Consider the following 25,842-nt stretch of genomic DNA (forward strand, 5'->3'; position numbering starts at 1 on the left):
GACTTGGACAGAAGATGTGAACATTTGTTCCCTAAATTACTGACTTATGAGTAAGGGCCGGCGGCTGCCGACGCCTGAAGCGGTGGCCGAGCTGGGCTTTCGCGCCGTGCAGCGCGGTGACCTGATTGCCGTGCATGGCTGGCTGAATCGGCTGATGGCGCTGGGTACCCGGCTCACGCCCGATCGCCTGCTGCTGCGGATCGCGCGCCGGGTGGCTGGGCCGCGGCCGGGCTGACGGCGTCGGTGGCCGATCGGGCATGCGCCACCGGGCGGTGATCGAAGCGTGTCAATGGCGCGGCGCGGCCGCCATCTTCTCGCAGCTCTCGGCGCAGCGACGGCAGGCATCGACGCAGGCTTGCATGCCGTCCAGGCGCTCGCAATCGGCGGCGCATTCACGGCAGATCGCGGCGCATTCGCGGCAGATGTCGCCATGATGAGGCGAGTTCATCATCATGAATCGGGCGGCCGTGGCGCAGATCTCCGCGCACGCCATCATGGTGCGAAAGTGCGCCGGCGCCACGTGCTCGCCGCCGCTGTCAAGACAATGTGTCATCGCCATGCCGTAGCAACTGCTGTGGCAATCGAGGCAATCCCGGATGCAGCCTTGTATCTCGGCGCTGAGGTGGTTCATGAGTGGCTCCTTGGCTTGGAAGCGACCTGAGGTCGATAGAGGCACTCTGATCCGGTCCCCGACCCGCGTGCGTAGGACGATCGCGCGCGTGTCTGCCGTCGCGGCCCGCACCCGGCCGCACGGTTTACGGGCCGTGTCACAGCGGCATTCCGCGCGCCGCGGCGCCACCGTGCTCGTCGTTGGCACCGTTGACGGCTACTGCGGCACCAGCACCGCCGCGCCCTGGATCCGGCCGGCGCGCACGTCGTCCATGGCGCGTTCGGCGTCCTGCAGCGGGTAGCGGTGCGTGTGCACCTGCAGCGGCGGCAGCGCCTGCAGCGCGGCAAAGAACTCGTGCGCGTCGACGCGCGTCAGGTTGGCCACCGACACCAGCTGCCGCTCCTGCCACAGCAGCGCGTACGGGAACGCCGGGATCTCGCTCATGTGGATGCCGCCGCACACCACGCGCCCGCCCTTGCGCACCGCCTTCAGCGCCAGCGGCACCAGCGCGCCGACGGGGGCGAACAGGATGGCGGCGTCGAGTTCCTCCGGCGGCGCCTGCCCGGAGTCGCCGGCCCAGCTGCAGCCGAGTTCGCGCGCGTGCTGCTGCGCCGCGCTGTCGCCGGCGCGGGTGAAGGCATGCACGCGCCGGCCCTGCGCAATCGCCACCTGCGCGATCAGGTGCGCGGCGGCGCCAAAGCCGTACAGGCCCAGCACGCGCGCCTCGTCGCCGGCCATGCGCAGCGAGCGCCAGCCGATCAGCCCGGCGCACAGCAATGGCGCCGCGGTGGCGTCGTCGAGCGCCAGCTTGTCCAGCGGCACGCAGAAGCTGGCATTGGCCACCACATGGGTGGCGAAGCCGCCATCGCGTGTGCAGCCGGTGAACTCGGGTGCGTCGCACAGGTTTTCCTGTCCCGCCAGGCAGTAGCGGCAGCGGCCGCAGCAGCCACCCAGCCAGGGCACGCCCACGCGCTGGCCCAGGCGCAGCGCGGTCACGCCGGCGCCGAGGGCGTCGACGCTGCCGACCACCTCGTGCCCCGGCACCACCGGCCAGCGCGCCATCGGCAGATCGCCGTCTTGCAGGTGCAGGTCGGTGCGGCAGACCGCGCAGGCGCGCACGCGCAAGCGCACTTCGCCAGGACCCGGCTGCGGTGGCGGCCGACGCTCGGCCTGCAGCGCCTGCCGTGCCCCGCGCAGCACCATGGCCAGTGATTTCTCGGCGTCGTCGTTCATGGTCGGTTCGTCATGCGCCGGCGTGGCTCCAAGCGTGCCGACGCGGGCTGCCGGTGTCTCGGCGCGTCGGCGGCAATGAAAAATCTTAACGCCAGTGCCATCACTGGTGGCGGCGGTGCGAGGCTGCGCAGCTCCTGGCTGCATGGCCCCGCCGACGTGCCATTGGCTCGGTCCTGGACTGGCTGTCGCTGGTGAATTCGATGATACAAAGCAGCCATTCCAGCCGCATGCTGCGCGGCGGCCAGCCTGGTCGGCGACCGGCAAGCCCCGGGCTCGGCGGCTGGCGAGCCGTTTGATTTGCCCATTGTCATCATGCCCTTGAAGCCCTTGCATCAGCACCGCCAGCACGCCACACCCGTCGGCACCTGGATCGTCGCAGCCATCGGCCTGTGCAGCGCTGCTCCGGTGCTGGCATGGTCCGATGCGCTCGATGAGTCGCCCGTCGATCAACTCCCGATGCAGCTGGCGCAGGCGCCGGCTGGCGGCCCCGAAGTGCCCGCCGCCGGTGACCGTCCGAGCCCGCGCGATCCGTCGGCACCGCGCCAGCTGCGCAACTGGTCGCAAGACCGCCTGCCGGCGCGCGACAACGAGGGCGAGGCCGACGAGGACCGGGTGCGCTGGCTGCTCGGCGTGGCCGCCAACACCAGCCCCAACTTCTTCGGCGGCGACAGTCAGCACTTCAAGCTCAAGCCGGTCGGCGCGCTGGAGTGGGGCCGCTGGCGCCTCAGCGCCGGTGGCGGCTACGGCTTGATGGGGCAGGGCCGGCGCGACCGCGGCAGCGGCGCCCAGGCGATGCTGCGCGCCACCGACCGCTTCAACCTGAGCCTGTCGCTCAACATCGACCGCGGCCGCGATGTCGCCGAGACCGAGCGCCTGAAGGGCGTGCCGGACGTGCGCGCCACCCTGCGCGCGCGTCTGCGAGCCCGCTACAACCTGACCGAGCGCTGGACCGCCAGCCTGGCGGCGTCGCAGGACATCCTGGGCCGGGGGCGCGGCATGGAACTGGATGGCTGGCTCGGCTACCGCTGGCCGATCAGCACGGCCACGCGCCTCGACGTCGGCCTAGGCGCCTCGTGGGGCAACAGCCAGTACATGCGCAGCCAGTTCGGCGTGCCGCAATCGGCGGTGGCCAGCTCGGGCTATCGGGCGTTCAAGCCGGGCGGCGGCCTGTACCAGACCGAGCTGGGCGTCGACCTGGCCCACGCGCTGTCGCGCCACTGGGTGCTGTTCGGCGGCGTGCGCTACGCACGGCTGCACGGCGACGCCCGGCGCAGCCCGCTGACGGTGCGCGACAGCGGCGTGTCCGCCACCATCGGCATAGCCTGGCGCAACTGAGCCGTGCGGGCGCTGGCAGACGCCGCATTTGCGCGCTGCCGCCAGGCGCCGTCCGGCATGCGGGCGATGGCCTGCCGTGGCGGCGGGCAGGTGTCCTACAGCCTGGTTTCGGGCAACAGTTCAACAATGGCTTGGACGGCCGGCGGTTCCGGCCGTGACGAATCGAATGCCATGAGTACCTATTTCTCTCCCGACCCCGGCCACTTCAGCGCCAGCGGCGCCTACTACCCGACCGGCCACGTGTTTGCCATGTTCCGCAGCGAATCGGCAGCCGAGGCGGCCGCCAGCGCGGCGGCCGGCGTCGCCGGTGTGGGCGGCGTGCAACTGGCGGCGCCCGCCGCCATCGAGCAGGCGTTCGGCAAGCGCGCCGAAGACACGGGCGGCATGCCCTCGCTCGGACGCGAGGACCAGTTCATGCGGCGCTTCGTCGAACTGGCCCAGGCTGGCAAGGCCGGCCTGCTGATCGAGGTCGGTGATGCCGATACCGACGCCCTCGGCAGCGCCCTCAAGGCGGCCGGTGCCCTGCTGGCCTACCATTACCGAGCCCTGGTGATCGAGGAGCTGGTCGAGGCCAGCCCCGGTGCCGAGGCCGCCGCGGCCGGCGAACTCTAAGACTGCCATGTCCGCTGGTCGCCGCGTGTCGGTGATCCAGGCCTTCTTTCTTCACGGAGCATCACCATGGTCGATACCCGCAAGAACGCGCCCGCCGAAGCGCCGGCGCCACTGCAACAACCCTCGCAGGATCCGCGCCTGGCGGCGCAAGAACCGATGGACGCGGAAACCGCCGCGCGCGAGGTCAACAGCATCGCCATGGGTGGCGGCATGGCGGCTGGCGCCGCGGCAGGGGCCGCGGTCGGCGCGGTTGCCGCCGGCCCGGTCGGCGTGCTGGTCGGCGGCACCGCCGGCGCCATCCTCGGCGCCTTGGGCGGCTACGCCGCGGTCGACGCCGCGGACCCGGACTACGCCTACTGGGAGACCCACCACGTCACGCAGGATGATTACGTCGGCGAATTCGACTACGCGGACGACTACGCGGCGGCCTATCGCCTCGGTTACCAGGGCCGCCGCCTCTACCCGGGCCGCACCTGGGAGCAGGCGGAAGCTGGGCTCGAGCGCGACTGGGACGCGCTCAAGGGCAAGTCGCGCCTGACCTGGGAGCAGGCCAGGAGCGCCGGCCGCGCGGCCTGGGATCGCGTCGAGCAAGCCCTGCCGGGCGACGCCGACGGCGACGGGCGCTGAAAGCCGCCGTATCCACCCTGCACGCTGCTAACCCAGGTCAGCGCACCGCACAGCCCAGGAAGCTGCGGCCTCGCGTCTGCCGCATCGTGACGTGGGCACAGCGCATGGCGCTACGATGCCCACATGACCGCCGCACCCCACACACTTGAATTCAGCACCGGCGCCGACCCGCGCGCCACCATCGTCGTCATGCACGGTCTCGGCGCCGACGGCACCGATTTCGCGCCGCTGGTGCAGGAGATCGACCTGGCCGACGTCGGCCCCGTGCGCTGGCTGTTTCCCAACGCGCCCGAACTGCCGGTGACCATCAACGGCGGCTACGTGATGCCGGCCTGGTTCGACATCCGCCACGACCGCAGCGACGAGGACGAAGCCGGTCTGCGCCGTTCGCAGGCATCCATCGAGGCCTTGCTGGCGCAGGAGCAGGCGCGCGGCATGCCGAGCCAGCGCATCGTGCTGGGCGGCTTCTCGCAGGGCTGTGCCATGGCGCTGCTGACCGGCCTGCGCCACGCGCAGCGCTTGGCGGGCGTGATCGGCATGAGCGGCTACCTGCCGCTGGCCGGCAAGCTGGCGGCCGAGCGCAGCGCCGCCAACCAGTACGTGCCGGTGTTCCTGGCACACGGCCGGCATGACGAGATGGTCGCGCTGCCGCGTGCCACGGCCTCGCGCGATGCGCTGGCCGCGCTCGGCTACGCCGTCGAGTGGCACGAGTACCCGATGGGGCACTCGGTCTGTGCCGAGGAACTCGGCGACCTGCGCGCCTGGCTGCTGCGCGTGCTGGCTTGAGCGCTGCCTGAACGCCGCGCGCCGGCCGCGCCGCTTCAGCCGCCGACCTGGCGCGCCGCGTCCTTGAGCGCGCTCTGCAGCAGTTCTTCCATCGTCGGGTGGTAGTAGGGCAGCTCCAGCAACTGCTGCGCGGTCTCGCCGCGCTGCACCGCCCAGGCCAGCAGGTGGGTCAGGTGCTCACCGTGGCTGGCGATCAGGCTGGCGCCCAGCAGGCGGCCAGACGTCGCGTCGGCATACACGCGCAGCAGGTCGCCCGGCGCGCCCAGTACCTGGGCGCGGCCGTTGCCCGAGCCCTCTGCGCTGCCGATCACGGTGCTGCCCATGTCGAGCTGGTCGTGCGCCAGGCCGACGCTGCCGATGTCCGGGTCGCTGAACACGATGCCGATCGGCACGCGCCGCTGTGGTGGCTCACCGGTGCCGCCGTCCACCATCCGTGCCGCCAGCCGGGCCGCGAACAAGCCCTCGTCCACCGCCTCGTGCATCAGCGGGCGCACGCCGTTGACGTCGCCGGCAAACACCACCGGCGCATCGCCGGCGCACAGACCGCTGTCGTCCAGCCGCGGCCGGCCCTTGTCGTCCAGCGGCACGCCGGCGGCGGCCAGGTCCAGTCCCGCCAGGTTCGGGTTGCGGCCCAGCGCCGCCAGCACCAAGTCGACGTGTTCCGATCGGCCATCGCCGGCGCTCACCGTGATGCGCGCACCGTCCAGCCTGGCCTGCATCGGCTGGCCCAGCCACATCGTCAGCTCCGGCGCGAAGCGCGCGATGGCGGCCTGGCCGATCTCGGGGTCGCTGATGCCGGCCGGCAACTCCTTCATGTCGCCGGCCACCACGCGCACGCCCAGGCGCGACAGCGCCAGCCCCATCTCCAGCCCGATCGCGCCCAGGCCCAGCATGCCGATGCTGGCCGGCAGTTCGTCGAGGTCGAACAGGGTGTCGGTGGTCAGCACGCGCTCGCCCAGTCCGGCCAGGAAACCCGGCACCACCGGGCTGGAGCCGGTGGCCACGATCACCGCCCTGGCCTCGACGCGGCGGCCGTCGACGTCGAGCGCGCCGGGGCCGGTGAAGCGCGCGCGGCCCATCAGCAGGTTCTCGCCCGCGGCCGAGATCGTGCGCTTGGCGGTGTTGCCCGCCAGCATGTCGCGTGTGGTGCGGGCGTGGCGCCACAGGTCGATCGGGCGTTGCGCGCCGGCCGGCGGCTCGGTGCCGTGAAGCAGCGTGCGCAGCGTGGCCCACTTGCTGCCCGCGTGCAGCGCCGCCTTCGACGGCATGCAGCCCACCCGCGCGCAGGTGGTGCCCAGCGGGCCGTGGTCGATCAGCAGGCGCGACAGGCCCAGCCGGCCCAGCTCGGCAAAGGCGCCGATGCCGGCGGTGCCGGCGCCGATGATGGCGACGTCGGTCTTAAGCGGGGTGCTCATGGGTCACTCCTTGGGATCAATCTATAAGTCATGGCTGATATGCCATGCTAACCGACGCTGCCGGGTGTGCGGGCCCACGCCACAGAAGCCGACTGGCGCACGCGTGTTTCCGGCCGCCAGCTTGCACCTGCCTGTGCTACCCGAGTGATGTGCCGGGTCGGTGCCGCCCGAGCCAGTCGATCAGCTCGGCCGTCACCTCGTCCCGGTTGGTCTCGTTGAAGATCTCGTGCCGCGCCTGCGGGTACAGGCGCACGGTGACGTCGCGCAGCCCGGCGTCGCGGTAACGCTGGGCCACGGTCTCGACCAGTGCGCCGCCGCCGGCGATCGGGTCGGCGTTGCCGGACATCAGCAGCACCGGCAGCTCGGGGCGGATGCGCCGCAGCGCCGCCGCGTCGGCCAGGCGCGCCGCGTCGCCGAACAGCTGCGGGATGGTCTCGGGCGGCAGATCGAAGCCGCACAGCGGGTCGGCCACGTACTTGTCGACCTCGGCCGCGTCGCGGGACAGCCACTCGTAGCCGGTACGGTGCTCGAACGGGGCGTTGAACGCCTCCAGCCCGGCCGGCGCGCCGGGCGCGGGTGGCTTGGCCAGTTCGGCGGCCAGCACGTCCAGCGCCGTGGTGCCCGAGAGCACCACGCCGTCGTACGGCCCGGGCTGGTCGATGAGCAGGCTCTGCGCCGCGAACGAGCCCATCGAATGCGCGACCAGGAACAGCGGCAGGCCCGGATGCCGCGCCCGCAGCGTGCGGCCGAATGCTGTGACGTCGGCGATCAACGCCTTGAAGCCGCCGGCGCCGAAGTCGCCCGGCACGCCGCCGGGCGCGATCGAGCCGCCGTGGCCGCGGTGGTCGGCGGCATGCACCACGTAGCCTGCGGCCACCAGCGCCTGCGCCAGCCGCTCGTAGCGCATGGCGTGCTCGGCCAGGCCGTGGGCGATCTGCACCACGCCGCACGGCGCGGCTTGCCCGGTGCCCCAGGCGTGGGTGGCGATGCGCAGGCCGTCGGCGGCGGAGTCGAAAAATGCGTGCTGGGCGGCTTGGGGCATGGCGGGGCCTCGGCGGCAGGGCAGGACGGCCATCGTAGCAGCGGGCGCCGCTCGCCGGTACGGCGCCGTGCCTACAGCCAGGTCTGGCCCGGCGCCGGGCTGGTCTCAATCGTGTACTCGGGCGTGCCGCCGAGGATGAAGGCGCCCAGCACCAGGCTCAGCAGCGACATGAACAGGCTGGCCCAGAACGCGGTCCAGAAGCCGTCGAGGTGGAAGCCCCGCACCAGCCTGGCTACCAGCATCAGCACCAGCGCGTTGATCACCAGCAGGAACAGCCCGAAGCTCAGCAGCGTGAGCGGCAGCGTCAGCACCACCAGCAGCGGTCGCACCACCGCGTTGGCCAGCCCCAGCAGCAGCGCCGCTACCGCCAGCGCGCCGCCGCTCGCGAAGTGCATGCCCTTGAACACATGGCCGGCCACCCACAGCCCGAACGCCGTGATGGCCCAGTGCAGCAGGAAGGGGGTGAGGTTGGCGAGCATGGTTGAGGTGGCGGGTGCGATGGGCGTCGATCGTAACCGCGCGTCCACCTTCGACGTATCCGGTGTGGCCGGGGTAATGATTCAGGCGAGCAGCGACGTCGGGCCGCCCATCCGGATGGCCAGTCCTGTCACAGTCCGTTGGCGCGCAAGGCCTCATCCACGCGCTGCGTCGCTTCGATGAGGCCGATTACCAGCCGTTCATCAATGTCCAGAAGCCCCTCGTATTCGCCCAGGTTGCGCGTGTTGTGGCACTTGTCCAGCACGCGCCAGACTTCCGGCCCCAGGCTCAGCGTATGCGGCAGCACCTGGAACACGATATAGCGCTGGCTGGGCCGAAAGCCCTGGCGCCGCAGCGCGGCCAGGCACAGCGCATGCGCGGCGTTGTAGGCTAGGTCGAACCGGCTTTCGAGCGACAGTGTGGCGTTGCCCGCATCAACCAAGCGTGCGCGGCCGGTGCGCAGCAGGCCGGCGGTCTCGGCCGCGTCGGGCGGCTCGGCCTTGAGCGGCTTGCCCGGGCCGCTCAGGTTGCGCAGCGGGTCAGTCGCCATGGGCCAGCACCTCCTCGTCGCCCAACAGCCAGATGCGCGGCTGCGCCAGCACGCGGGTGACGAAGGCATTGTCCTGCGCGCGGCGGCGCGCCAGTTCGTCCTGGGTGTACAGCGTGGGGTTCATCGTGCGACCCAGCGTCTGCGTGGCAGCTTCCAGCGCGCCGAACAGCTCGGCATAGCCCAGCGAGTCGCTCACCACCAGCACGTCCACGTCGCTGCCGGCCGTGTCCTCGTGCCGTGCCACCGAGCCGTAGACGAAGGCCGCTGCGATCTGCTCCGCCAGCGGCGCCAACGCGGCGCGCAGCACGTCGGCCAGCCCCACTGTCTTCAGCACCAGCCCGCGCAACTCGGCAAACACGGGCGAGGCGGCGTTGGCCTGGTAATGCTTTTGGTTGCCCTGCTCGCGCACCGTCACCAACTCGGCGGCCAGCAGACTGGCCAGCTCGCGCTGCACCGCGCCCTTGCCCGAGCGCGCCAGCGTGATCAACTCGTTGGCGTAAAAGCTGCGGTCCGGCGACGTGAACAGCAGGGCCAGCACGCGCTGGCGTACGTCGGGGAAGAGGGCGTCGGCAACCGAGGACATGGCGTTATCGTACCCAAATTGGGGCTTATGGTACCCAAATCGGGGTCTGTGATCCAGTGTCAAGGGCAGCGGCCCGCGCCTCAGGCCTGCCACACCCCCATGCCGGCTCGCGCAGGTCGATGCCGACTTTGATCTCGCGCCACGGCATCGTCGTGCGTCATGGGGTGAGCCCCGTGCGGATTCTTAATTGGAATCTGACCCAATTCCCCTGACCCCAATTCCCCATTCCAATTTTTAATCAAGCGACTGATTCCAGACGTGTTAGCCAATCGGAGAAATGTGGGCACTGTGTTCTCATTGAATCTATTCCAATTTCAAATGCGGCAATATTACCGAATAGCAGTTTTTCATATCGAGGAAATATTTCCTCAATTCGCTTGGAGGGTGCGGTCTCGGGTGAGTCATTGATATGTTCCGGCGTCTGAAAACTATTCCTTATTGTGTAAAGTTGAGACTCTACCTCGAAGCAGTTTAGGGAGCTTGCGAAGGCGTGGCAATCGCTGAAAAGAAGTGCTTCAAACTCGTGCAAGGCAATGTATGGTATGAATCTATTGATGGCCGTGTGGCTGTTGCAGAGTGCGATTACCTCTTGTTGCAAGAGATTCTCGATATGCTGCGCCTTAAAATCATGAGGCAGATCGGTTGCTTCGTGTCGGCCGGGCCATGCCTTTTGTCCAGATTGCGGAAGGGCGTAATAATCTACCATTGTCGTGACATAGCATCCCCGATCCTGCTCAAGATGGCGTTGAATATCTCGCTTGACTGAGTCCCATCCTTTAATTCCGCCTCTGTTGGCTCGCAATCTTGCGTTTCCGATTAATCGTGCAGAAATCAATGTAAACCCCTTCTTGTATAGATGGGGGCTAGAGTCTCATTAACGAAAAGCTCCTCAGTTTGGCCTTCAACGTGAACAATTAATCGAGTCATACTTGCTATTTTGGTCTACCGCCAATTTGATTTTTTTTTCCCACAGTTGGCCGAGGCTGTAGTCTTCTAGCCACGCGCTTAACTGGGCAGAGTCGAGGCGGTTTAGGTTGGTGCCGCGCTCATTCCTTTCGGCAACTAGGATATCTTCAGGATCAAAGTGGTCGATTAGCAACGACGATTGGGTGGATGCAATAATTTGGGTTTCTTTGGATGTCTGGCGAATTATTGCTGCTAACAAACTAATCGCGCTCGGGTGTAAACCTAGTTCCGGTTCGTCGACCAAGATAACTGATGGACGAAGCTCTAGTGGTTGCAGGAACAGTGTGGCGAGTGCTAGAAAGCGAAGCGTGCCATCAGAAAATGCTTGTGCTCCAAAATATTTATCAGATTTTTTATGTTTCCAGGCCAATTTAATTACATTTGAATTAATGTTATCTGGCTTGAGTATGAAGTCTTCAAAATATGGTGCCACTCGTTGGAGGGACTTTTTTATTAAATCAAGGGAAGGCTTATAGTCTTCGGTTTCCTGTAATCGGTATAAAAAAGCCCCAAGATTTGAGCCGTCGGGTCTCAAAAAGTCGTTGTCATCTACCTTTGCTATCTTCCGGAGTGGAGATGATGGGCTGGTGTCGTGCAGATGATAAACTCGCCAGCGATCAAGTCTGGCCCTTATCCATGTGCCGATTGCACTGGTGATGTGACTGTTGCTAATGCCGGCCTCTTTGCCGGCTTTCATTGGCGCGAGTTGATCGGTGTATTCGCGTTGATATCTGCTTTTGTCCCAAAAACTCACTTCTTCGCTTAGCGGGAAGAGGTTGTCATTATTATCAGCTTTGAGGATCAACTTATATCCATTGACCTCGTTCATGAAGGATAGCTCAATAGAAAGTTTTTGAGTGACTTTTGCTCCAAAATTTAGTATTTCGTCTGCCCCTCCGGCTGTGCGGACGTATTCGAAGAGGCGTCCCTCTTTTATGGTCTGTAGGAGAGCAAATGCGTCAATGAAGTTTGACTTGCCTGCGCCGTTTGGTCCAATAATAATGTTGACGGGTTCTAGTTGAACACGGCCGGTCGATTCAATGCTCTTAAAGCCGTTTATGGATATCCAGTCGAGTTCCTGATTGAGCATAGATATACCGTATTATTTTGCCCACGAATCCTTCAACCCCGTCACCCGGTTGAAGACCAACCTCCCGCCCGGCACATGGTCGCGCCGATCGGCGACGAAGAAGCCGTGGCGCTCGAACTGGAAGCGGTCTTCGGGAGCGGCCTTGGCCAAGCTGGGTTCGACGATCGCCTGCGCTGTCGTCAGGCTGTTGGGGTTGAGCACGGTGAGGAAGTCGCGGCCGCCGGCGTCGGGTTGTTCTTCGGTGAACAGGCGGTCGTACAGGCGCACTTCGGCGGGTTGGCCGTCGGCCACGCCGACCCAGGTGATGACGCCCTTGACCTTCACGCTGTCGGCGCCGGGGGTGCCGGACTTGGTGTCAGGGATGAGCCTGGCGCGCACCGTGCTGACGGCGCCGGCTTCATGCTGGGTGGCGCCCAGGCATTCGATGACGTAGCCGTATTTCAGGCGCACCTTGTTGCCTGGGAACAGCCGGAAGAAGCCCTTGGGCGGCGTTTCCTCGTAGTCGCTGCGCTCGATCCACACCTCGCGGCCCAGGTTGAAGCGGCGCTGGCCCATCTCCGGGTGGTGGGGATGGACGGGGGCTTCGCAGGGCTCCAGGTACTGCTCGCTGCCGAAGATCTCGGCCCAGTTTTCGAAGACCAGCTTGACGGGCTCCAGCACGGCCATGGCGCGTGGAGCGACTGGATCCAGCGTGTCGCGCAGGGCGGCGTCGAGGGCGGCGTAGTCGGTCCAGGCGTTGCTGGTCTTGGTGACGCCGCTGCGTTCGGCGAACAGCTTCAGGGCTTCCGGCGTGTAGCCGCGGCGGCGCAGGCCGGCGAGGGTGGGCATGCGGGGGTCGTCCCAGCCGGCCACGTGGCCGTCCTCGACCAGTTGCCGCAGCTTGCGCTTGCTGGTGATGACGTGGCCGACGTTGAGGCGGGCGAACTCATACTGGCGCGGCGGCGGGGCGGCGAGCAGGCCGCCTTCGGTGAGCCGCTCCAGCACCCAGTCGTAGAAGGGGCGCTGGTCCTCGAACTCCAGCGTGCAGATGCTGTGGGTGATCTGCTCCAGCGCGTCCTCGATCGGGTGCGCGTAGGTGTACATGGGGTAGATGCACCAGGTGTCGCCGGTGTTGTGGTGAGTGGCGTGCTTGATGCGGTAGATGGCCGGATCGCGCATGTTGATGTTGGGCGACGCCATGTCGATCCGGGCGCGCAGCACCATGGCGCCGTCGGCGTGGCGGCCATCGCGCATTTCGCGGAAACGCGCCAGGTTCTCGGCCGGCGGGCGGTCGCGGAACGGGCTGTCGGTGCCAGGCGTGCTGAAGTCGCCGCGCGTGGCACGCACCTGCTCGGGTGTCTGCTCGTCGACGTAGGCGTGGCCGGCCTCGATCAGGTATTCGGCGCCGCGGTACATGAAGTCGAAGTAGTCGCTGGCGAAGTACTCATGCGGCTGGGCCACGCCCGGGCGCGCCGGGTCGTCGGGGTAGTGGTGGTCCCAGCCGAGCCAGCGCACCGTTTCGCGGATCGAGTCGACGTATTCCTGCTCTTCCTTTTCGGGGTTGGTGTCGTCGAAGCGCAGGTGGCAGACGCCGCCGTAGTCCTGCGCCAGGCTGAAGTTGAGCCAGATGCTCTTGGCGTGCCCGATGTGCAGGTAGCCGTTGGGCTCGGGCGGAAAGCGGGTGCGGATGCGCGCCGGGTCGGGCATGCCGGTGGCATGGCTGGGCCCGTCGCCGGGCTGGCCGCCCCACATGCGCTTGGCGTAGGTGCCTTGCTCCAGGTCGTGATCGATGGCCTGGCGGATGAAATGGCTGGGCTTGGCGGCGTCGGCGGCAGCCGCGGCCGGCGGTGTTTTTTTGGTGGGGGAGGACATGGCGCAGATTCTAGGTCGGCGCCCCGCCTTGCCGGTGCTGTGTGCCGGACGCCGTACCTGTTTCAGGCGTGCCGGCCGCAGGTGGGCAAACCGCGTGCAAGTCCTTGATTTTTCTGCTTCTGTTAACGCCTGGATACCCCTTTCACCTGAGCGAGGTGGTCTGTATCGCCCTTGGCTGCGTTTAATGGACATGTTGGGTGCGCCGGATCTGGTTCGGGCGCGCCGCGAGAAGGAGTTCAGCATGAAGACGACGCAACGCATTCTGGCCACAGCACTGCTGGCGGCAGGCGCCTTGGCCTTCGCCGGTGCGGCGCAGGCCCGCAGCGATGTGTACTGGTCGATCGGCATCGGCTCGCCCGGCGTGTCGGTCGGCGTCGCCAATGCGCCGCCGGTGGTGTACGCGCCCCAGCCGGTCTATGTGCAGCCGGCGCCCGTGTACGTTCAGCCGCGTCCGGTGTACGTGGCGCCACCGGCGTACTATGCGCCGCCACGCGTCAGCTACCGCCCGGCGCCGGTCTACTACGGCCCACCGGGGCACTACAAGCAGTCGAGGAAGTGGCGCAAGAAGCATCGCCACTACGACGACTGGGATTGAGTAGCGCGATCAGCGGCGCGGTCTGGCCAGGCTGGCGCCGCGAACCAGGTTTCTCCAAGGTGACCACCTTTGACACCCGCTCCTCGCGAGCGGGTTTTCTTTTGCGCCTCAGGCGCCGTACAGTGCCTCGATCTCCGGCGCGTAGGTCTTGTAGATGCTGGAGCGACGTACCTTCATGGTGGCGGTGACCTCGCCGTCGTCGTGGTCGAGTTCCTTGGTCAGCAGGTGGAAGCTCTTGATCTGCGCTACCTGCGCCAGCCGGCCGTTGCCCTGATCGATCTCGCCCTGGATCAGCTCGCGCACCTCGGGCAGCTCGACCAGCGAGCGGAAATGCGTGAAGGCCAGCCGCCGCGCTTCGGCCCACTTGCCGACCGTCTCGTAGTCGATCTGGATCAGCGCCGAGACGAACTTGCGGCCTTCGGCGATCACGATGCACTCCTTGATGAAGGGGCTGGCCTTCATGGTGTTTTCGATCTCGGACGGCGTCAGGTTCTTGCCGCCGGCGGTGATCATGATGTCCTTCAGGCGGTCGACGATGCGGATGTGGCCGTGCTCTTCCACCACCACGTCGCCGGTGTGCAGCCAGCCGTCCTGGACCGAGGCGGCGGTGGCTTCGGGGTTCTTGTAGTAGCCGGCGAACACCATGTCGCCGCGCAGCAGCAGCTCGCCGTGCTCGCCCAGGCGATGCTCGACACCCAGCGTCGGTGGCCCCACGGTACCGAGCTTGACGTCATCGGTGCGCTGGCCGGTCACCATGCCGGTCGACTCGGTCAGGCCATAGACCTCCACCAGTGGCACGCCGATGGCGCGGAAGAAGCGCACCACCTCGGTCGGAATCGACGCCGCACCGGTCAGCGCCACCTGCGCGCGGCGCAGGCCGATGAAGTTCTGCAGTGCCCGCAGTACCAGCCAGTACGCGGCGCTGAAGCGCAGGCGCTCGCCCAGCGACCAGCGCGCGCGGTCCTTCTCGGCCAGCGGCAGCGCGGCGGCCAGGGCGCGCTCGTACATGCGGCGGCGCAGCGCACCGGTTTCCTGCATCTTGATGCTGATGGCGGCGTGCAGCTTCTCCCAGATGCGCGGCACGCCGAGGAACATGTTGGGCGCGACTTCGCGCAGGTCTTCCTGCACGGTGCGGATCGATTCACCGAAGTTGACCTGCGAGCCCAGGTACACCGGCACGAAGGTGGTCAGCATCTGCTCGGCCACGTGGCACAGCGGCAGGTAGGACAGGTGCGAGCTGTCGGCACTCAAGTCGAGCCGCTCGACGATGCCGGGCACCACGCCGCGGATGTTGCGCCACGAGATCATGGCGCCCTTGGGCGCGCCGGTCGAGCCCGAGGTGTAGATCATCAGCCCGATGTCGTCCAGCCGCTGCGCCGCCAGCACGGCGTCGATGCGGCCGCTGCCCTCGCGCTGCCACAGCTCGGCCCCGGTGGCTTCGACCTCGGCGAAGGTCACGATGCGCGCGCGGTCCTCGGGGCCGTAGCTGCTCAGGCCCTTGGTCTCGACGATGACGATGCGGCGCAGCCGAGGCAGCTGCTCGATCGCCTCCAGCACCTTGTCGGCCTGCTCCTGGTCCTCGCACACCACGACCTCGACATCGGCGTGGCCGACCACGTAGGCGACCTCGTTGCTCGGGCTGGTGGGGTAGACGCCCACGGTGACGGCGCCGACCAGGCCGGCGCCCATCTGCGCCAGCACCCACTCGATGCGGTTCTCGGAAATCACGCCGACGTGGCCGCCGAGGCCGAGCCCGAGCGTGGTGAGGCCGAGGCCGAAATGGCTGGCGCGCGCGAGGTACTCGTTCCAGCTCAGCGGCTTCCAGATGCCGAAGTCCTTCTGGCGGATGGCGATGCGCTCGCCGCGCTGCCGCGCCTGCTCGCGCAGCATCTGCGGCAGCGTCTGCTCCGGCAGCTCGAGGGCGCGGGTCATGACAGCCAGCGCTTGCGGCGCTTGTAGTGCTTGAGGTGACGAAAGCTGCGCGCGTCGCCGCTGCCGCCCACGCCCAGGTAGAACTCGCGCACGTCGGGGTCGGCAGCCAGGCGCTCGGCGCTGCCGTCGATCACGATCTTGCCGTTTTCCATGATGTAGCCCTGGTGCGCCACCGCCAGCGCGATGCTGGCGTTCTGCTCGACCAGCAGCATCGAGACCTTTCGTTCTGCATTGACGCGCGCGATGATGGTGAAGATCTCCTCCACCAGCATCGGCGACAGGCCGAGCGAGGGCTCGTCGAGCAGGATCAGCTTCGGCTCGCCGATCAGTGCGCGGCCGATGGCCAGCATCTGCTGCTCGCCGCCCGACAGGTATCCGGCCAGGCCCTTGCGGCGCTCGTGCAGGCGCGGGAAGTAGCTGTACACGGCGTCGAAGTCGCTGGCGCCGGCCTGGCGCCCGCTGCGCGCATAGGTGGCGGCGACCAGGTTCTCCTCCACAGTCAGGTCCTCGAACACGCGCCGGCCTTCCATCACGTGCGCCAGGCCGCGCCGTACCAGCTGCTGCGGCGCCTGCCCGGCGACCGGATGGCCGTCGAAGCTGATCTGCCCCGAGGGCATGGCACCGTCTTCCAGCGGCAGCAGGCCCGAGATGGCTTTCAAGGTGGTGGACTTGCCGGCGCCGTTGCTGCCGAGCAGGGCCACGATCTGGCCCTGTGGCACGGACAGCGACAGGCCGCGCAGCGCCTGCACGACCCTGTTGTAGACCACCTCGATGTTGTTGACATCGAGGATGGGGGCACCGGCCTGGCTCATCGGCGGATCAGTTCGCGAGCGAGATCCAGTCCGATGCCGCCACCATGCGCTGCGCCTTCATGTCGGCACGGTAGACGCGGCCGACGGGAATCGAGTTGCCCGGGATGCTGATCGGCGTGCCGATGATGCCGCCGGTGTCGAAGTCTTTGATCGAGTTCAGCGCCGCCTTCAGGTTGTCGCCGGTGAGCGGCTTGCCGGCATCCAGCGTGCGCTTGGCGGATTCGGCGAACAGCATGGCGGTGAGGAAGCCCTGCATGTAGGCGGTGCTCTGGTACTCGGGGCGCATGGCGCGGATTTTTTCCAGCATCGGCGCCTTGGCCGAGGTGTCGTAGTAGTAGCGGAAGGGCATCACGCCCATGAAGCCGTCGCCGGCCTCGCCCAGCTTCATCACGGTGGAGCTGTCCATGGTCCAGAAGGTGCCCATCCACTTGCTGGTCATGCCCATCTGCTTGCCCTGGGTGATGAACTCGGGGATCGGCGCCAGGATGTAGCCGTGGAAGATGGTGTAGTCGGGCGCGGCGCGGCGCAGCTTGATGACCTCGGTGGAGACGTCGACGCTGCCCGGCGGCGTCATGATCTTGATCGGCACCGACAGGCCGAGCTTCTTGGCCACCGCCTCGCTGGAGTCGATCGGGTCGCGCCCGAACTCGGAATCCGAATAGACGAAGGCGACCTTGGCGCCCGGCTTCTCCTTGGCGATGTGGCGCAGCAGGATGCCGAATTGCTCGGTGTAGTCGGGACCGACCAGGAACTGGTGCGGGTACTTCTTGGGGTCGTTCAGCTCGGTGGCAAACGATGCGCCGGCCATCAGGATCTGGCCGTTGCGCTCCAGCTCGGGGTTGATGGTCTTGGAGAAGGCGGTGGAGTCGCCGTAGTACAGGTTGACCTTGTTTTGGCTGGTGATCTTCTTGTAGGCGGCCACCGAGACATCGACCTTGTAGGCCGTGTCCTCGGGCACGTAGCGCAACTTGCGACCCTTGATGCCGCCGGCGTCGTTGACGATCTTGACGTAGTCGGCGATGCCGGCGTTGATGCCGACGCCGGCGAAGGCGAACACGCCGGTCATCGGGATCGAGCCGCCGATGACGATCTCGTTGTCGGCCTGGGCCTGCACCACCAGCGGCAGCGGCAGGGTGGCGCCGGCGGCCGCGGCCATAACCAGGCCACGACGGCGCGCCGAGAAATGCTTGTGAGAGGGGGAAGTCGACATGCGGGTCTCCTAGTTTCTGAAAGGCCACAGATGAAAAAACCGGCGGATGCGCCGCCACACTTCAGCCAGCCCGAGCGGCTCGAAGACGAGAAAACCGACGATCAGCAGACCGAACACCACGGTGCGCACCGGCGACAGGAACACCTTCATGTCGTGGCCGGTCTGCGGCAGCAGGTCGAACGCGAACTTCAGCAGTTCGGGCACCATGGTCATGAACACCGCGCCCAGGATGCCGCCCAGGATGCTGCCCATGCCGCCGACGATGATGGCGGCGAGGAAGAAGATCGACATCAGCAGCGGAAAGCTCTCGGGTGTGACGACGCGGAAGAAGTAGGCCCACAGGCCGCCCGCCACGCCGGCGTAGAAGGACGACAGGCCGAACGACAGCAGCTTGTAGCGCAGCAGCGGGATGCCCAGCACCTCGGCCGAGATGTCGCGGTCGCGGATGGCGATGAACGCGCGGCCGACCCGGGTGCGGAACAGGTTGGCGGCGCCCAGCAGCATCAGCAGCGTCACCGGCACGATCAGCCAGTAGATGCGAAACGAGGTGTCGAGCGCGAAGCCGAAGAAACTGGCCGGCTGCACCGTCAGGCCGCCGGTGCCGCCGGTGAAGTCGAAATTGGCGAACAGGAAATGGGCGATGAAGGACGCGGCGATGGTCACGATGGCCAGGTACAGGCCCTTGACGCGCAGCGACGGGATGCCGACCACCAGGCCGGCCAGCATGGCGACCACGCCGGCCGCGAGCAGGTTGAGCAGCACCGGCGTGCCCAGCCGTGCCTGCATGATGGCGACCGTGTAGGCGCCGAAACCCATGAAGGCGGCCTGGCCCAGGCTGACCAGGCCGGTGTAGCCGGTCAGCACGTTGAGGCCGGTGGCGCTGGCGACGTTGATCGCCACCAGGCAGGCCAGGTACAGCCAGTAGTCGTTGGCCATGAACGGGAACAGCACCAGCAGCGCCAGCCCGACGCCCAGCCAGGTCTTCTGCGTGCGCGAGTCGAACAGCGCCGCGTCGGCGATGTAGCTTTCCTTCAGGGTTCCGATGCGCATGGGACAGTCTTCAGAGCCGCTCGATCTCGTGCGTGCCGAACAGGCCGTAGGGCCGCACCATCAGCACCACCACCAGCGCGATGAAGGTGGCCAGCAGCTTGTATTCGCCGCCGAGGTAGGCACCGGCCAGCGCCTCGATCAGGCCGATCAGCAGGCCGGCGACCAGCGCGCCCAGCACGCTGTCGAGGCCGCCGACGATCACCACCACCAGCACCGACAGGCCGAAGATGCCCATCGACGACGAGATGCCGCCGATGGCGCCGACGATGATGCCCGACACCGCGGCGATCATGGCCGAGGCCACCCAGGCGAGCGAGAACACGCGCGGCACGTTGATGCCCATCATGTAGGCCGCGCCTTGATCGGAGGCGGTCGCGCGCAGCGCCACGCCGCCGCGCCAGAAGCGGAACAGCAGCAGCACCAAGGCGATCAGCACGATGGCGGTCAGTGCGCCGTAGGCCACCTTGGGTGCCAGGAAGGCGTCGCCGATCATCACCGGCGTGCTGGGCATGAACTCGGGCAGGCGGCGCTGGTCGGCGCTCCAGATGATCTCGACCACGCCGACCAGGATCGAGGCCAGGCCGACGGTGACCATGAAGGCCGAGATCGGCGGCTCGCCCAACAGCGGGCGGATCATGGTGCGCTCGATCACCGCGCCCAGCAGGCCGGCGCCCAGCATGGCGCCCAGCACCGCCAGCCAGATCGGCAGCGCGAAGCTGGCGGCGAAGGCGAAGAACAGGTAGGCGCCGATCATCAGCATCTCGCCGATCGCCAGGTTGACCACCTTGGTGGCCTTGTAGACCAGCACGAAGGCCAGCGCCGCCAGCGCGTACAGGCCGCCGCTGGCGAGGCCCGTGAGGGTGATCTCGAACAGGAAGGCCCAATCCATCAGGCCACCTCCGCCGCTGGCGTGGCCGCTGCCGCCGCGCGCAGCTTGCGGCGCAGTTCGCCGACGTCGCCGGCGCCCAGGTAGGCGCGGATCACCTCGGGGTCGCGCTGCACCTCGGCCGGCGTGCCCTGCGCAATGACCTGGCCGAAGTTCAGCACCACCACATGGTCCGACAGGTCCATCACCATGCCCATGTCGTGCTCGACCATCAGCACCGTGATGCCCCACTCGCGCCGCACGTCGAGGATGAAGCGCGCCATGTCCTCAGTCTCCTCGCGGTTCATGCCGGCGACCGGCTCGTCTAGCATCAGCACCCTGGGTTTCATGGCCAGCGCGCGTGCCATCTCGACCCGCTTCTGCAGGCCGTAGGGCAGGGCCGCCACCGGCGCGTGGCGGATGTGGTCGATCTCGAGGAAGTCGATGATGCGCTCCTCGACCTCGCGCCGCAGCGCCGCCTCCTCGCGGCGCGCCCGGCCGGCGTAGACCAGCGCGTGCAGCACGTTGCTGGTCAGGTGCGCGTGGCGGCCGAGCTTGATGTTGTCGAGCACCGTCATGCCGCGGAACAGCGCGATGTTCTGGAAGCTGCGCGCCAACCCCAGCCTGGCGCGCTGCGGCGCCGGCACGCGCGAGATGTCGTGCCCCTCGAACACGATGCGCCCGGCACTCGGCCGGTAGAAGCCCGAGATGGTATTGAACAGTGAGGTCTTGCCGGCGCCGTTGGGGCCGATGACGGCGGTGATCGAGCCGGGCTGCACCTCGAAGCCGACGCCGGTGAGCGCCTTGACGCCGCCGAACGCCAGCGTCACCGCGTCGATGCCCAGCACCGGCGCTGCGGCGCCGGCCGGACGGGCGGTGCTGGCGTCAGCAGGCAGCGCTTGCATCGGTCTGGTTGGCTTCGTGGAGTGGGGCAGGGTTTGCCAGGGCTTGTCGAGGATGCTACTGAACCGTAGATTAGCTACTCGTCAGTAACAAGCGTGGATATTCTCGTGATGACGAGACACGCAGGCATCGGGAATTACCCCAGTCATTCATGAGTCGAACTCGATCCACGACTGCCGCCAAGCGCGTCGCGGCCTCTCCCTGGGAGCCGGCCGTCGCGCGTGCGCGCCAGCGCGAGGCCAAGCGCCAGGCGGTGCTGCAGACGGCGGCGCGGCTGTTCAACGAGCGTGGCTTCCATGCCACCTCGCTGGACGACATCGCCGAGTGCCTGCACGTCACCAAGCCGACGCTGTACTACTACGTCAAGAGCAAGGACGAGATCCTGCTGGAGTGCGTGCGCAGCGCGCTGGTGATGATGCACGAGGGCATCGACGCGGTGCGGCGTGACGGCGGGCGGGCGCTGGACCAGCTGATCGCCTGCATGAGGATCTATGCCGGCATCGTGACCGAGGAGTTCGGCAAGTGCGTGATCCGCATCGGCGAGGACCCGCTGCCGGCGCCGCTGAAAAAGGAGTTGCGGCAGCTCAAGGGCGGCATCGATCGCGAGTTCCGCCGCCTGATTGCCGAGGGCATAGCGGAGGGCAGCCTGGTGCCCTGCGATCCCAAGATGGCGGCCTTCACGCTGGCCGGCGCTTTAAGCTGGATCGGGCGCTGGTACCGCGACGACGGCGGCCTGACGCCGGAGCAGGTCACCGACCAGGCAGTGGAGTTGCTGTTGGGTGGCATCCTGGCCCGGAAGGAGCCCGTGCGGGTGCGGGCCGTGCCATCCGGTACGCGCGCTCGCAAGTCATGACGGCAGCGGCCAGCGCTCGCGCCACTCGGCTGTCCAGCGCATCAGCAGTTCACCTGGACCAGTGAGTCCGCCATGAATCGTCAGGCCCAGATGCGCCGCTGCCTGGTTCAGGGCCAAGGCCGGATCATCGACGTCAAGCGCTTGCGCACCGTTCTGCTTGCTGAGCTTCTGGCCGTCGGCGGCCAGCACCAGCGGGGTGTGCAGGTAGCCGGGCGTGGGCAGGCCGAGCGCACGTTGCAGCAGGATCTGGCGCGGTGTGTTGTCGGCCAGGTCCTCGCCGCGCACCACGTGGGTGATGCCCTGGTCGGCGTCGTCGACCACCACCGCCAGCTGGTAGGCCCACAGGCCGTCGGCGCGCAGCAGCACGAAGTCGCCGACCTCGCGCTCAAGGTCCTGCGACTGCGCGCCCAGGCGCCGGTCGTGCCACGGGATCGGCTGCCCCGACGCCGGGATGCATGAAGCTACCGGCACGGTGCCGGCATCGAAGCCGGTGCGCAGGCGCCAGGCGCGTGCGGTGTGGCCTTGCAGGCCGCCGCGCTCGGGGCGGCAGGTGCCGGGGTAGGGCAACTCGGCACCGCGCGTGCGGATGATGCCGCGCAGCAGTTGTGCCTCCTCGATGTCCTTGCGCGAGCAGCCGCAGGGATAGGCCAGGCCCTGGTCGATCAGGCGGTCCAGCGCCTGACGGTACAGCGGCGTGCGCTGCGACTGCCACAGCGGCGCTGCGTCGGGCCGCAGACCGCAGGCGGCCAGTTGCTGCAGGATCAGCGCGTCGGCGCCGGGTACGCAGCGTGGCGTGTCGATATCCTCGATGCGCACCAGCCAGCGCCCGCCGTGTGCGCGTGCATCGAGCCAGCTTGCCAGCGCCGCCACCAGCGAGCCGGCGTGCAGCGGCCCGGTCGGTGAGGGGGCGAAGCGGCCGACGTACATGAGATGGTTCGGCGTCCGGTGCCGGGCGTTCAGCGTGGAAGCCGGGACTTGCTGACGCGATGCACCGCCAACCGTTCGATGCTCAGCGCTTAACCATCCGGAGCGCGAGTTCCAGCCCCGACACGAAAGCGTCTTCGACCCGGTCGCCGATGCACCAGTCGCCGCACAGGCCGATGCCGCGTTGCGCATCCCAGACGAAGGGCTGGCCGAGCGCGTGCAGCGTGCGCGCTTGCGGCCACAGCCGGACCTCGGTCCAGGCGGGCGTGGCGCGGATGCCGGTGATCTCGGCGAACGCCTTCAGCAGCTTGGCGGTGACACGCGCGGCCGGGTCGCCGGCGTGCTCGGTCGACCAGACGTGGCTGGCCTGCACGGTCCAGCGCTCGACCGGTTCACGCCCGGGCTTGGACGATTCGCGCGTCAGCCAGGCGACGCGGTGGTGGGTGCTGCGGGCGGCGTTCCACTGCGGGCCCAGCGTGCCCGGCTGGCTGGCGTTGGGAAAGGCCAGCGAGAGGTTCCAGCAGGGCGCGATCTCGATGGCGTCGAGCGGCTCGGCCAGCGCCGCCGCCGCTGGCGCGCCGGCCAGCAGGCGCCGCGCCTCGGGCGCCGGCAGCGCCAGCACGAGGGCGTCGAAGCCTGCGTGCACGCGCTGCTCGTCGGCCGGCCCCTGCGTGTGCAGCTGCCAGCGCCGGGCGTCGAGGGCGTCGGGCGCCAGGCTCTGGACGTGGGTCGACAGCTGCAGCGCACCTTCGGTCTGCAGCGGTTCGGCCCAGCGCGCCGGCAGCGCGCTCATGCTGGGCATGGCGACCCAGTGCGCCTCGCCGCGCGGTCGCGCGGCTTCGGCGACGCGGCCGCAGTCGTCCAGCACGCGCACGGCGCTGGCGCTCCAGCGCCGGGCCAGGTCGGCGGCGGTGGCCTGCAGCGTGGTGGCCAGGCGCGCATCGCGCACGGTGAAGTACTGCGCCCCGGTGTCGAAGCTGCCGAACGGTGTTGCCAGCGTCGCCACACGCCCGCCGGGCTGCGCGTCGGCCTCGAACATGGTCACTGCATGGCCGGCCTGCCGCAGCGTGCGCGCGCAGGCCAGGCCGGCGATGCCGGCGCCGATCACGGCGATGCGGCGGGGTGAGGGTGCGGAGGTTTGGGCCATGCGCGAACTCTACAGGCTGCCGTGCTGTTCCAGCAATGCGCGCCGCGTGATCGGACGCTCGAGCTGTGTCAGCCACCACGACAGTGCCTGGCCCGGACTGGCGCTGGAGCGCCAGGCGTAGTTGAGTGTCGCCACCCGCGTGCTGCGCTCGACGCGCCGCGCCACCAGCCGGCCGGTGGCCAGGTAGGGCCGGGCGATCGGCTCCGGCAGGAAGCCGGCGCCCAGGCCGCGCAGGTGGGCGTCGAGCTTGGTGCGCAAGCTCGACACGGTGAAGGTTTCCTGGCCCTCGATCAGGCCGAACGACTGCGTGATCCCGTTCTGCACCGAATCCGCCACCACGATGCCGCGGTGCTTGAGTAGGTCCAGGTCCGACAGCGGCTCGCGCGCGCTGGCCAGCGGGTGGTGCGGCGCCATCGCGTAGACGAAGCGGATCTGCCCCAGCGGCCGGGCCTGCAGGTTGGCGGCGCGCGAGGGCTCCAGGATGACGCCGATCGCCAGGTCGGCCTTGCCCGAGGTCAGCGCGCCGATGGTGCCGCTGAGGATTTCCTCGCGCAGGCGCAGGCGGGTGGGCGGCTTCAGGCCGAAGAAGTCGCAGCACAACTCCATCAGCGCCGAATGCGAGATCACGCCGTCGGCGGCGATGGTCAGCTCGGGCTCCCAGCCGGAGGCGACGCGCTTGACACGATGCACCACGGCGTCGATCTCCTGCTGCAGCCGCTCGCCCTGCGCCAGCAGCTCGGCGCCGGCGGCGGTCGGCCGGGCCTGGCGCGAACTGCGGTCGAACAGCAGCACGTCTAGCGCGTCCTCGATCTGACGCACGCGGTAAGTCAGCGCGCTGGGCACCATGCCGAGTTCGCGCGCGGCGCCGGCGAAGCTGCGCGCCCTGGCGATCGCGTTGAGGATGCGGAAGGCGTCGGGCGTGAGGACGTCGGCGGCGAAGCTCATGAGGGCGATTCAGTTTTTTTGAATGATGCCATCAAAGCCGTGCGGTTTCAAAACCGCGACCGCGGCCTAAAGTCAGGGTCATTCAAGGAGCACGCACGCCATGATCTCGATTCGCAAATCACTCGACCGCGGCTACGCCGACCACGGTTGGCTGAAGTCCTACCACAGCTTCTCGTTCGCCGGCTACTACGACCCGGCGCACATGGGCTGGGGCAACCTGCGCGTCATCAACGAGGACCGCATCGCCCCCGGCACCGGTTTCGGCGCGCACGGCCACCGTGACATGGAGATCATCAGCTACGTGCTGGAAGGCAATCTGGCGCACAAGGACAGCATGGGGAACGTCAAGGGCATCCCACCCGGCGACGTGCAGCGCATGAGCGCCGGCAGCGGCGTGATGCACAGCGAGTTCAACCACGCCGAGGGCCGGCACACGCACTTCCTGCAGATCTGGATCGAGCCCAACGTGACCGGCATCGCGCCGAGCTACGAGCAGAAGACCGTACCGGCCGCCGACAAGCGCGGCCAGCTGCGGCTGATTGCCGCCCACGATCCCGATGCGGGTGCGGTCAGGATCCATGCCGATGCCGCGCTCTACGCCGGCCTGTTCGACGGCGACGAGTCGGCCGAACTGGGTCTGGATCCGGCGCGCAAGGCCTACGTGCACCTGGTGCGCGGCGAGCTGGCGGTGAACGGCCAGCAGCTGTCCGGCGGCGATGCGGCGCTGATCGAGCGCGAGAGCGCGATCCGGCTCGATGGCGGCCGCGATGCCGAGGTGCTGGTGTTTGACCTGGCGGCCTGAGCAACCCAAGAAACGCGTGCCTGTGCCGCCCTCGCAAGGGGCGGTGCAGGCTGGGCTGTCGCGCGTCGTACGGCAGCCCAATGTTCAACGCTTCAACTATTCACATCAATCTTCAACCTGAACTGAAAGACAAGAAAACACCATGAACGCACTGCAGAATCCCCTCGCCCTGATCGGCCGCCTGCTGCTGGCCTACATCTTCATCCCGGCCGGCTTCAGCAAGCTGGGCGCTGGCTTCGGCGGCACCGTCGGCTATATCGCCTCCAAGGGCCTGCCGATGCCCGAAGTGCTGGCGGCGCTGGCGATCGTGGTCGAGATCGGCGCCGGCATCGCGCTGCTGATCGGCTACAAGACACGCTGGGCCGCGCTGGCGCTGGCCCTGTTCACCGCCGCGGCGGCGCTGTTCTTCCACAACTACTGGGCGGTTCCGGCCGAGCAGCAGATGGTGCAGCAGCTGATGTTCGGCAAGAACCTGGGCATGGTCGGCGGCCTGCTGGCCTTCGCAGCCCTGGGTGCCGGCGCGCTGAGCCTGGACGCCCGCCGCCGGGCCTGATCGCGCCCATCCGATCGGCTCCGCGGAGTCGTCGGCACAGCAACGCCTCGCGCCTCGCGGCCGCGAGGCGTTGA

Annotated in this window: 28 protein-coding genes; 9 read left to right on the forward strand and 19 right to left on the reverse strand. The window is 67.9% G+C overall.

Features of this window, described 5'->3' with window-relative positions; translation table 11 throughout:
* Positions 1-46 precede the first annotated feature (46 nt).
* Positions 47-235: an SDR family oxidoreductase gene (locus tag PK606_RS01780; protein ID WP_324559948.1), complete on the forward strand. Its 189-nt coding sequence runs from the start codon at positions 47-49 to the stop codon at positions 233-235.
* A 51-nt stretch (positions 236-286) separates the two neighbouring features.
* Here PK606_RS01780 and PK606_RS01785 read toward each other — a convergent pair whose 3' ends face one another.
* Together PK606_RS01785 and PK606_RS01790 are read right to left on the reverse strand one after the other, a co-directional pair.
* Complete coding sequence (locus PK606_RS01785) at positions 287-631, reverse strand: four-helix bundle copper-binding protein (protein ID WP_324559950.1); 345 nt, start codon at positions 629-631, stop codon at positions 287-289.
* A 195-nt stretch (positions 632-826) separates the two neighbouring features.
* Positions 827-1,843 (reverse strand): zinc-dependent alcohol dehydrogenase family protein, encoded by a 1,017-nt coding sequence (locus PK606_RS01790; RefSeq protein ID WP_324559952.1) that lies wholly within the window; start codon positions 1,841-1,843, stop codon positions 827-829.
* A 318-nt stretch (positions 1,844-2,161) separates the two neighbouring features.
* Between PK606_RS01790 and PK606_RS01795 the strand changes: the two genes are divergently transcribed.
* The 4 genes from PK606_RS01795 to PK606_RS01810 all read left to right on the forward strand — a co-directional run bounded on the left by PK606_RS01795 (position 2,162) and on the right by PK606_RS01810 (position 5,203).
* Positions 2,162-3,178 carry a MipA/OmpV family protein gene (locus tag PK606_RS01795; RefSeq protein ID WP_324559954.1) on the forward strand — a complete coding sequence of 339 codons (1,017 nt, stop codon included), beginning with the start codon at positions 2,162-2,164 and terminating at the stop codon, positions 3,176-3,178.
* Between the two features lie 171 nt (positions 3,179-3,349).
* A complete protein-coding gene (locus PK606_RS01800; RefSeq protein WP_324559956.1) occupies positions 3,350-3,790 on the forward strand; it encodes a hypothetical protein in 441 nt (146 codons plus the stop codon).
* A 66-nt stretch (positions 3,791-3,856) separates the two neighbouring features.
* Positions 3,857-4,417 carry a hypothetical protein gene (locus tag PK606_RS01805; protein ID WP_324559958.1) on the forward strand — a complete coding sequence of 187 codons (561 nt, stop codon included), beginning with the start codon at positions 3,857-3,859 and terminating at the stop codon, positions 4,415-4,417.
* Between the two features lie 123 nt (positions 4,418-4,540).
* Positions 4,541-5,203, forward strand: a complete 663-nt coding sequence (locus PK606_RS01810; protein WP_324559960.1) for an alpha/beta hydrolase — start codon at positions 4,541-4,543, stop codon at positions 5,201-5,203.
* A 35-nt stretch (positions 5,204-5,238) separates the two neighbouring features.
* Here the strand turns inward: PK606_RS01810 and PK606_RS01815 are convergent, their stop codons facing one another.
* The 8 genes from PK606_RS01815 to PK606_RS01850 all read right to left on the reverse strand — a co-directional run bounded on the left by PK606_RS01815 (position 5,239) and on the right by PK606_RS01850 (position 13,177).
* Positions 5,239-6,618, reverse strand: coding sequence for a dihydrolipoyl dehydrogenase (locus tag PK606_RS01815; RefSeq protein ID WP_324559962.1), 1,380 nt, complete (start codon positions 6,616-6,618; stop codon positions 5,239-5,241).
* Between the two features lie 136 nt (positions 6,619-6,754).
* Positions 6,755-7,660 carry an alpha/beta fold hydrolase gene (locus PK606_RS01820; RefSeq protein ID WP_324559964.1) on the reverse strand — a complete coding sequence of 302 codons (906 nt, stop codon included), beginning with the start codon at positions 7,658-7,660 and terminating at the stop codon, positions 6,755-6,757.
* A 71-nt stretch (positions 7,661-7,731) separates the two neighbouring features.
* Complete coding sequence (locus PK606_RS01825) at positions 7,732-8,139, reverse strand: phage holin family protein (protein ID WP_324559966.1); 408 nt, start codon at positions 8,137-8,139, stop codon at positions 7,732-7,734.
* 128 nt (positions 8,140-8,267) lie between these two features.
* Complete coding sequence (locus PK606_RS01830; RefSeq protein ID WP_324559968.1) at positions 8,268-8,687, reverse strand: hypothetical protein; 420 nt, start codon at positions 8,685-8,687, stop codon at positions 8,268-8,270.
* Positions 8,677-9,270, reverse strand: a complete 594-nt coding sequence (locus PK606_RS01835; protein WP_324559970.1) for a nucleotidyltransferase domain-containing protein — start codon at positions 9,268-9,270, stop codon at positions 8,677-8,679. Before PK606_RS01835 ends, PK606_RS01830 begins: the two co-directional genes overlap by 11 nt.
* A 238-nt stretch (positions 9,271-9,508) precedes the next feature.
* Positions 9,509-10,105, reverse strand: coding sequence for a DUF4276 family protein (locus tag PK606_RS15930; RefSeq protein WP_502920771.1), 597 nt, complete (start codon positions 10,103-10,105; stop codon positions 9,509-9,511).
* Between the two features lie 66 nt (positions 10,106-10,171).
* Entirely contained in the window at positions 10,172-11,326 is a 1,155-nt protein-coding gene (locus PK606_RS01845) for an AAA family ATPase (RefSeq protein ID WP_324559974.1), read from the reverse strand.
* 12 nt (positions 11,327-11,338) lie between these two features.
* A complete protein-coding gene (locus PK606_RS01850; RefSeq protein ID WP_324559976.1) occupies positions 11,339-13,177 on the reverse strand; it encodes a glutamine--tRNA ligase/YqeY domain fusion protein in 1,839 nt (612 codons plus the stop codon).
* Positions 13,178-13,418: 241 nt separating this feature from the next.
* Here PK606_RS01850 and PK606_RS01855 point away from each other — a divergent pair, with 241 nt between their 5' ends.
* Complete coding sequence (locus PK606_RS01855) at positions 13,419-13,772, forward strand: hypothetical protein (protein WP_324559978.1); 354 nt, start codon at positions 13,419-13,421, stop codon at positions 13,770-13,772.
* Positions 13,773-13,880: 108 nt separating this feature from the next.
* On the opposite strand, the gene PK606_RS01860 is transcribed toward PK606_RS01855, so the two are convergent.
* From PK606_RS01860 to PK606_RS01885, 6 genes are read right to left on the reverse strand one after another with little or no spacing between them, the layout of a single operon-like run.
* Positions 13,881-15,704, reverse strand: a complete 1,824-nt coding sequence (locus PK606_RS01860; RefSeq protein WP_324559980.1) for an AMP-dependent synthetase/ligase — start codon at positions 15,702-15,704, stop codon at positions 13,881-13,883.
* Positions 15,701-16,516, reverse strand: coding sequence for an ABC transporter ATP-binding protein (locus tag PK606_RS01865; protein ID WP_324559982.1), 816 nt, complete (start codon positions 16,514-16,516; stop codon positions 15,701-15,703). The genes PK606_RS01860 and PK606_RS01865 overlap by 4 nt, the downstream gene beginning before the upstream one ends.
* A gap of 7 nt (positions 16,517-16,523) precedes the next feature.
* On the reverse strand, positions 16,524-17,726 hold the full coding sequence (locus tag PK606_RS01870; RefSeq protein ID WP_324559984.1) for an ABC transporter substrate-binding protein: 1,203 nt from the start codon (positions 17,724-17,726) through the stop codon (positions 16,524-16,526).
* Positions 17,727-17,735: 9 nt separating this feature from the next.
* Complete coding sequence (locus PK606_RS01875) at positions 17,736-18,776, reverse strand: branched-chain amino acid ABC transporter permease (protein ID WP_324559986.1); 1,041 nt, start codon at positions 18,774-18,776, stop codon at positions 17,736-17,738.
* Between the two features lie 10 nt (positions 18,777-18,786).
* A complete protein-coding gene (locus PK606_RS01880; protein WP_324559988.1) occupies positions 18,787-19,665 on the reverse strand; it encodes a branched-chain amino acid ABC transporter permease in 879 nt (292 codons plus the stop codon).
* Complete coding sequence (locus tag PK606_RS01885; RefSeq protein WP_324559990.1) at positions 19,665-20,546, reverse strand: ABC transporter ATP-binding protein; 882 nt, start codon at positions 20,544-20,546, stop codon at positions 19,665-19,667. Before PK606_RS01885 ends, PK606_RS01880 begins: the two co-directional genes overlap by 1 nt.
* A gap of 149 nt (positions 20,547-20,695) precedes the next feature.
* On the opposite strand from PK606_RS01885, the gene PK606_RS01890 reads away from it, so the two are divergent.
* Complete coding sequence (locus PK606_RS01890) at positions 20,696-21,397, forward strand: TetR/AcrR family transcriptional regulator (RefSeq protein WP_324559992.1); 702 nt, start codon at positions 20,696-20,698, stop codon at positions 21,395-21,397.
* Here the strand turns inward: PK606_RS01890 and gluQRS are convergent.
* From gluQRS to PK606_RS01905, 3 genes are all read right to left on the reverse strand, one after another.
* Positions 21,392-22,324, reverse strand: a complete 933-nt coding sequence (gluQRS, locus tag PK606_RS01895; protein WP_324559994.1) for a tRNA glutamyl-Q(34) synthetase GluQRS — start codon at positions 22,322-22,324, stop codon at positions 21,392-21,394. The genes PK606_RS01890 and gluQRS overlap by 6 nt on opposite strands.
* 82 nt (positions 22,325-22,406) lie before the next feature.
* Positions 22,407-23,468: an NAD(P)/FAD-dependent oxidoreductase gene (locus tag PK606_RS01900; protein WP_324559996.1), complete on the reverse strand. Its 1,062-nt coding sequence runs from the start codon at positions 23,466-23,468 to the stop codon at positions 22,407-22,409.
* Between the two features lie 9 nt (positions 23,469-23,477).
* On the reverse strand, positions 23,478-24,413 hold the full coding sequence (locus PK606_RS01905; RefSeq protein ID WP_324559998.1) for a LysR family transcriptional regulator: 936 nt from the start codon (positions 24,411-24,413) through the stop codon (positions 23,478-23,480).
* Positions 24,414-24,513: 100 nt separating this feature from the next.
* Here PK606_RS01905 and PK606_RS01910 point away from each other — a divergent pair, with 100 nt between their 5' ends.
* Together PK606_RS01910 and PK606_RS01915 are read left to right on the forward strand one after the other, a co-directional pair.
* On the forward strand, positions 24,514-25,215 hold the full coding sequence (locus PK606_RS01910; RefSeq protein WP_324560000.1) for a pirin family protein: 702 nt from the start codon (positions 24,514-24,516) through the stop codon (positions 25,213-25,215).
* A 142-nt stretch (positions 25,216-25,357) separates the two neighbouring features.
* Positions 25,358-25,768, forward strand: a complete 411-nt coding sequence (locus tag PK606_RS01915) for a DoxX family protein (protein ID WP_324560002.1) — start codon at positions 25,358-25,360, stop codon at positions 25,766-25,768.
* Positions 25,769-25,842 lie beyond the last annotated feature (74 nt).

The organism is Ottowia sp. (genome assembly GCF_035444425.1).
In the GTDB taxonomy this organism is placed as follows: Bacteria; Pseudomonadota; Gammaproteobacteria; order Burkholderiales; family Burkholderiaceae_C; genus Ottowia.

Coding starts and splice junctions, on each gene's coding strand:
- PK606_RS01780 (WP_324559948.1), top strand. CDS start 47: ATGAGTAAGGGCCGGCGGCTGCCGACGCCTGAAGCGGTGGCCGAGCTG.
- PK606_RS01785 (WP_324559950.1), bottom strand. CDS start 631: ATGAACCACCTCAGCGCCGAGATACAAGGCTGCATCCGGGATTGCCTC.
- PK606_RS01790 (WP_324559952.1), bottom strand. CDS start 1,843: ATGAACGACGACGCCGAGAAATCACTGGCCATGGTGCTGCGCGGGGCA.
- PK606_RS01800 (WP_324559956.1), top strand. CDS start 3,350: ATGAGTACCTATTTCTCTCCCGACCCCGGCCACTTCAGCGCCAGCGGC.
- PK606_RS01805 (WP_324559958.1), top strand. CDS start 3,857: ATGGTCGATACCCGCAAGAACGCGCCCGCCGAAGCGCCGGCGCCACTG.
- PK606_RS01810 (WP_324559960.1), top strand. CDS start 4,541: ATGACCGCCGCACCCCACACACTTGAATTCAGCACCGGCGCCGACCCG.
- PK606_RS01815 (WP_324559962.1), bottom strand. CDS start 6,618: ATGAGCACCCCGCTTAAGACCGACGTCGCCATCATCGGCGCCGGCACC.
- PK606_RS01820 (WP_324559964.1), bottom strand. CDS start 7,660: ATGCCCCAAGCCGCCCAGCACGCATTTTTCGACTCCGCCGCCGACGGC.
- PK606_RS01825 (WP_324559966.1), bottom strand. CDS start 8,139: ATGCTCGCCAACCTCACCCCCTTCCTGCTGCACTGGGCCATCACGGCG.
- PK606_RS01830 (WP_324559968.1), bottom strand. CDS start 8,687: ATGGCGACTGACCCGCTGCGCAACCTGAGCGGCCCGGGCAAGCCGCTC.
- PK606_RS01835 (WP_324559970.1), bottom strand. CDS start 9,270: ATGTCCTCGGTTGCCGACGCCCTCTTCCCCGACGTACGCCAGCGCGTG.
- PK606_RS01845 (WP_324559974.1), bottom strand. CDS start 11,326: ATGCTCAATCAGGAACTCGACTGGATATCCATAAACGGCTTTAAGAGC.
- PK606_RS01850 (WP_324559976.1), bottom strand. CDS start 13,177: ATGTCCTCCCCCACCAAAAAAACACCGCCGGCCGCGGCTGCCGCCGAC.
- PK606_RS01855 (WP_324559978.1), top strand. CDS start 13,419: ATGAAGACGACGCAACGCATTCTGGCCACAGCACTGCTGGCGGCAGGC.
- PK606_RS01860 (WP_324559980.1), bottom strand. CDS start 15,704: ATGACCCGCGCCCTCGAGCTGCCGGAGCAGACGCTGCCGCAGATGCTG.
- PK606_RS01865 (WP_324559982.1), bottom strand. CDS start 16,516: ATGAGCCAGGCCGGTGCCCCCATCCTCGATGTCAACAACATCGAGGTG.
- PK606_RS01870 (WP_324559984.1), bottom strand. CDS start 17,726: ATGTCGACTTCCCCCTCTCACAAGCATTTCTCGGCGCGCCGTCGTGGC.
- PK606_RS01875 (WP_324559986.1), bottom strand. CDS start 18,776: ATGCGCATCGGAACCCTGAAGGAAAGCTACATCGCCGACGCGGCGCTG.
- PK606_RS01880 (WP_324559988.1), bottom strand. CDS start 19,665: ATGGATTGGGCCTTCCTGTTCGAGATCACCCTCACGGGCCTCGCCAGC.
- PK606_RS01885 (WP_324559990.1), bottom strand. CDS start 20,546: ATGCAAGCGCTGCCTGCTGACGCCAGCACCGCCCGTCCGGCCGGCGCC.
- PK606_RS01890 (WP_324559992.1), top strand. CDS start 20,696: ATGAGTCGAACTCGATCCACGACTGCCGCCAAGCGCGTCGCGGCCTCT.
- gluQRS (WP_324559994.1), bottom strand. CDS start 22,324: ATGTACGTCGGCCGCTTCGCCCCCTCACCGACCGGGCCGCTGCACGCC.
- PK606_RS01900 (WP_324559996.1), bottom strand. CDS start 23,468: ATGGCCCAAACCTCCGCACCCTCACCCCGCCGCATCGCCGTGATCGGC.
- PK606_RS01905 (WP_324559998.1), bottom strand. CDS start 24,413: ATGAGCTTCGCCGCCGACGTCCTCACGCCCGACGCCTTCCGCATCCTC.
- PK606_RS01910 (WP_324560000.1), top strand. CDS start 24,514: ATGATCTCGATTCGCAAATCACTCGACCGCGGCTACGCCGACCACGGT.
- PK606_RS01915 (WP_324560002.1), top strand. CDS start 25,358: ATGAACGCACTGCAGAATCCCCTCGCCCTGATCGGCCGCCTGCTGCTG.